The organism is Streptomyces sp. NPDC049577, assembly GCF_040675635.1.
Taxonomy (GTDB): Bacteria; Actinomycetota; Actinomycetes; order Streptomycetales; family Streptomycetaceae; genus Streptomyces.
This window is the reverse complement of record NZ_JBFAPH010000407.1, coordinates 1-5178: the sequence shown is the minus strand read 5'-3', so window position 1 is coordinate 5178 and position 5178 is coordinate 1. Positions and strand designations below refer to the sequence as shown.

The 5178-nt window shown below is 74.5% G+C and carries 3 protein-coding genes and 1 pseudogene; 3 read left to right on the top strand and 1 reads right to left on the bottom strand.

Annotated elements, in window-relative coordinates; all coding sequences use genetic code 11:
* Positions 1-182 (bottom strand): annotated as a pseudogene (locus AB0K09_RS29680) (lipase maturation factor family protein); the annotation flags it as partial.
* A gap of 118 nt (positions 183-300) precedes the next feature.
* On the opposite strand from AB0K09_RS29680, the gene AB0K09_RS29675 reads away from it, so the two are divergent.
* The 3 genes from AB0K09_RS29675 to AB0K09_RS29665 all read left to right on the top strand — a co-directional run.
* Positions 301-2400, top strand: coding sequence for a SpoIIE family protein phosphatase (locus AB0K09_RS29675; RefSeq protein ID WP_366068499.1), 2100 nt, complete (start codon positions 301-303; stop codon positions 2398-2400).
* 176 nt (positions 2401-2576) lie between these two features.
* Positions 2577-3596 carry a CinY protein gene (locus tag AB0K09_RS29670; protein WP_366068498.1) on the top strand — a complete coding sequence of 340 codons (1020 nt, stop codon included), beginning with the start codon at positions 2577-2579 and terminating at the stop codon, positions 3594-3596.
* A 151-nt stretch (positions 3597-3747) separates the two neighbouring features.
* The coding region (locus AB0K09_RS29665; RefSeq protein WP_366068497.1) for a methylmalonyl-CoA mutase subunit beta at positions 3748-5178 on the top strand (1431 nt) is incomplete at its 3' end.

Here is a 5178-nt window from a genome sequence, read left to right as displayed (position 1 = left end):
CTGGGTGCCCGGCGCAGGGGGACGTAGCGGACGTAGCGCGGGACCGGCAGCATGCCGCGCTCACCCATCAGCGCGCGGAACTGCAGGGCCGCCGTGAGGAAGGCGACCAGGTAGAGGACGGCGAGGGCCCGCTGGAGCACCAGCCGGCTCAGCCAGTACCCGGACGCCGTGAACCACTCCATGGCCGTCGCTCCTTACGACTCCCCCGGGTGACCTCCGAGTATCCGCATCCCCGCGTCCCATGCATCCGCCCAACGGCCATGAATCGAATTAACCGGCAAAGGGTGGCAGAGTGGATCTATGGTTGATCGGGGAGCGCCGCCCGCCGGCCGGCCGCCGGACGACTGGCCCGCCCGCCCGGAGGTGGGCCTTGCCGTCAACCACATGGGGCTCTTCGACTGGGACCTGGCGTCGGGCCGGCTGCACCTGGACGTCTCGGCGCTGGACGTCCTCCAGCTGGATCCCGGGGAGTTCCACGGCAACATCGCCGACCTGGCCGGCCGGGTCCCCCGCCCCGAGGCGGCCCGGCTCGACGCCCTCGTCTCCCGCACGCTGAAGGACGGCACCGACACCTACAGCGCCTACTACCACATCCGCACCCGCGACGGTGCGCTGCGCTGGACCTACACCCAGGGCCGCGTCCAGCGCGACGAGCGGGGCCGCCCCTGCCGCATCCTCGGCGTCGTCCGCGACGCGACCCAGGAGCTGGGCCACTCGGCCGGGCCGCGCGAGACGTACGAGGACCGCCGGCACCAGACCACCATCGTCGAGACGATCACCGCCGCGCTGGCGCACGCCCGGACCGTCCAGGACGTCATCGAGTTCTTCAAGGACCCCCAGGCCGTCGAACACCTCGGCTGCGACCTCCTGGTCCTCGGACTCCTCGACTCCGGCCGGATCCATCTGGTCGCCGAGGGCCCCTCCGAGCACTACATCGCCGGCACCCGCTACACCCGGGTCGACGACGACTTCCCGATGAGCGAGGTCATCCGCACGATGGCACCGCGCTTCATCGAGTCCCGCGGGGAGTTCGCCGCGCACTACCCCTGGCTGTGGGAGCGGATCAGGGGCATCGGCATCGCCTCCGCCGCCTATCTGCCGCTGATCGCCCAGGGCCGCCCGATCGGCGCCATAGGGCTGCTGTACCGCGACACCCGCGGCTTCACCCAGCAGGAGCGGAACCTCTTCATCGCCGTCAGCAGCAGCCTCGCCCAGAGCATCGCCCGCGCCATGCTCTTCGACCAGGAGCACGACCTCGCCGAGGGGCTCCAGCAGTCCATGCTGCCGCGCCGCATCCCCGAGATCCCCGGCGCGCAGATCGCCGTCCGCTACCGCTCCGCCCGCATGGGCCGCGACATCGGCGGCGACTGGTACGACGCCATCCCGCTGCCCGGGGGCCGGGTCGGCGCGGTCATCGGGGACGTCCAGGGACACGACACCCATGCCGCCGCCGTCATGGGCCAGTTGCGCATCGTCCTGCGGGCGTACGCCACCGAGGGCCACGCCCCGGCCACCGTCATGGCCCGGGCCTCGATCTTCCTCCACGAGCTGGAGACCGACCGCTTCGCCACCTGCACCTACGCGGAGGCCGACCTGTCCACCGGCGTCGTCCAGCTCGTCCGCGCCGGGCACATCGACCCGTTGCTGCGGCACGCCGACGGCACCTGCCGCCGCCTGCCCGTCCCGGGCGGGCTGCCGCTGGGCCTCTCCGCCGAGTTCGGCCGCGTCGAATACCCGGTGACGACCGTCGAACTCGACCCGGGGGAGACGCTGTTGATGTTCACCGACGGCCTGGTCGAGGTGCCCGGCTCCGACCTCGACGAGGGCATGCACCAGCTCACCGATTTCGTCGCCCATGGCCCGCACGACCTGGAGGAACTCGCCGACAAGCTCTGCAACGTCGTCGGCGGGCGCGGCGGCGAGGACGACCTGGCCGTCGTGCTGCTGCGCCGCCACGGCCCGGCCGCCCGCACCGCCGGCCGGCTCCAGCAGGCCATCCCGCCCGCCGACCCCGAGGCCCTCGCCGCCGGGCGGCAGATGATCCGCGCGGCCGTACGCGCCTGGGGAGCCCGGGAACGCTCCGACGAGATCGAGCTGGTCACCGACGAACTGATCACCAACGCCCTGCTGCACACCGACGGACCGGCCGTGGTCTCCCTGAACATGGTCACCGGACCCGAGCGCCGCGTGCGCGTCGAGGTCGAGGACACCTCCAGCACCCTGCCCCGCCGCCGCGAACCCGGCGAATCAGGAGTCTCGGGCCGCGGTCTGCTGCTCGTCGACCGGCTGGCCGACGTCTGGGGCGTCGACCCGCGCGGCACCGGCAAGTCCGTCTGGTGCGAATTCGTCGTCCCCGAGCGCCATGAGGTCGCCGAGACCGACGACGGCGACGAAGGCTGAGGACGAGGAACGGGGGAGGACCAGGGGGGGCGGGGGGCGAGGAGGACCGAGGGGGGCCGAGTCCGCCCGGTCCGTCCGGAATTGCATATTCCGAGGGCATGGGGTTCCACTTGCCCCGACCCAGATCCGGCTGACCCCAAGGTCAGCTGACGACCCATCGGAAAGGCCGACGGACCTTGTCGACCCGCAGACCCCTCACCCCGCGCCGCGGCGCGCTCCTCCTCGGTACCGCCGCCCTCCTGCTGACGGCCGTACCGGCCCAGCCCGCCCAGGCGTTCGGCACGGTCAACGCCCTCGGCCAGCACGCCGAACACGAGCGCGTCACCCGCGCCGCCCTCGCCTGCGCCCCGGGCGCGCGGTCCGACGGCGACTGCTTCGAACCCCGCTCCCTCGCCCAGCTCGCCGGCCACGACGGCACCTTCGGCGCCGTCGGCGCACCCGACTCCGACGAGGCCCTCAGCGCCGAGGCCCACTGCGACAACGCCGACTTCCTCGCCCTCCCCGGCTACCCGCGCACCCGCGCCCAGGCCACCCGGCAACTCCAGGCCTGCGTCGCCAAGCTCCAGACCCGCTTCCGCCAGGGCGTCACCGCCGCCGGCGGCCTCCTCGCGGCGGACGGCGCCGTCGCCCCCCGCGAGAGCGACCTCGCCAAGGACTGCACCTTCACCCTCGGCGTCCCCGGCCGCGACAAGTGCGAGGCTGTCGAGGGCCTCGGCCGCGCCCTGCACGGCGTCCAGGACTTCTACTCGCACAGCAACTGGGCCGACCGGGCCGATCCCGGCCGGCCCGCCGGCAAGGACAACCCGCCCGGCCTGGACCTGCCCGCCCCCTCGCCCCTGCTCGCCCTCGCCGGCGGACGGCCCCCGCTCGCCACGGACGTCCCCGACGGCCTGACCACCGGCTGTTTCTCCCTCGTCCCGCTCGCCTGCGGCAAGCGCGTCCAGCACACCGACCTCAACAAGGACAACGGCATCATCGACCCGGTCACCGGAGCCACCAGCGGCCCCACCACACCCCGCGGCCGCACCGCCGACAACTTCGACCGCGCCGTCCGGGCCGCCGTCACCGACACCCGCCGCCAGTGGCACGACTTCCGCACCGCGCTCGTCACGCAGTACGGCAAAGCCCGTGGCGAGGCCATCGCTTGCGTCCTCACCCACGACGACCCGGTGCGCGACTGCGCGCCCGCGCGCTGACGGACCCGCCGGGGGAGCGGACGCACCGGACACGCGACGCCGGGGGACACACGGCCGGACATACCCCCCGGGCCCACCGCCCGGTGAAGAGGCCAAGGTCACAGCGGTTGCCCCTGCTGCCGGACGCGCCTGCTCCCCTAGCCTTCCCTGCATGACGGTCCTGCCTGATGATGGCTTCTCCCTGGCCGCCGAGTTCCCGGACGCGACCCGTGAGCAGTGGCAGCGCCTCGTCGAGGGCGTGCTGAGCAAAGCGGGCACCGACGCCGTGGGCCCGGCGGCCGAGGACGCGCTGGCCACCGCCCTCGGGGACGGGCTGCGCACCCGCCCGCTCTACACCGCCGAGGACGCCCCTCCGGCGCCCGGTTACCCCGGCTTCGCCCCCTTCGTCCGGGGCGGCCGCCCCGAAGGGACCGCCCCCGGCGGCTGGGACGTACGCCAGCACCACGCGCACCCCGACCCCCGGCGGGCCAACGAGGCCGTCCTCGCCGACCTGGAGAACGGGGTCACCTCCCTCTGGCTGACCGTCGGTTCCGCCGGACTGGCCGTGGACGACCTCCCGGCCGCCCTCGACGGCGTCTACCTCGACCTCGCACCCGTCGTCCTCGACGCCGGCGCCGGATTCGAGGCCGCCGCCGACCGGCTGCTCCGCCTCCACGACGAGCGCGCCACCCCGCGCGACGCCGCCCGCGGCAACCTCGGCGCCGACCCGCTGGGCACCCTCGCCCGCACCGGCGGTGACACCGACCCCGCCGGGCCTCTCGCCGCCGCCGCGGACCTCGCCGCCCGCTGTCTGCGCGACCGCCCCGGCCTGCGCGCCCTGACCGTCGACGCCCTGCCCTACCACGACGCCGGCGCCTCGGCCGCCCAGGAACTCGGCTGCTCGCTGGCCACCGGCGTCGCCTATCTGCGCGCCCTCACCGCCGCCGGGCTCACCGTCGAGCAGGCCGCCGCCCAGCTGGAGTTCCGCTACGCGGCCACCGCCGACCAGTTCCTCACCATCGCCAAACTCCGTGCCGCCCGCCGCCTGTGGTCCCGCGTCACCGAGGTCAGCGGCGCCACCGGCGCCACCGCGGCGCAGCGCCAGCACGCCGTCACCTCCGCCGTGATGATGACCCGTCGCGACCCCTGGGTGAACATGCTGCGCACCACCATCGCCTGCCTCGCCGCCGGCGTGGGCGGCGCCGACGCGGTCACCGTACTGCCCTTCGACGCGGCCCTCGGACTGCCCGACGCCTTCGCCCGCCGCGTCGCCCGCAACACCTCCTCCATCCTGCTGGAGGAGTCCCACCTGGCCCGGGTCGTCGACCCGGCCGGCGGCTCCTGGTACGTCGAGCGGCTCACCGACGAACTCGCCCACGCCGCCTGGGCCTTCTTCCAGGACCTCGAACGCGCTGGCGGCCAGGCCGCCGCGCTGCGCTCCGGCCTGGTCGCCGAACGCCTGGACGCCACCTGGCGCGAGCGCTCCGGCCGACTCGCCACCCGCCGCGAACCCATCACCGGCGTCAGCGAGGCCTGGCGGAGGACGGCGCGAGGGGTTACGCACTGGCGAACGCGGCGGCGAGCGTGGCCCTCGGCCTCGCGG

Coding starts and splice junctions, on each gene's coding strand:
- AB0K09_RS29675 (WP_366068499.1), top strand. CDS start 301: ATGGTTGATCGGGGAGCGCCGCCCGCCGGCCGGCCGCCGGACGACTGG.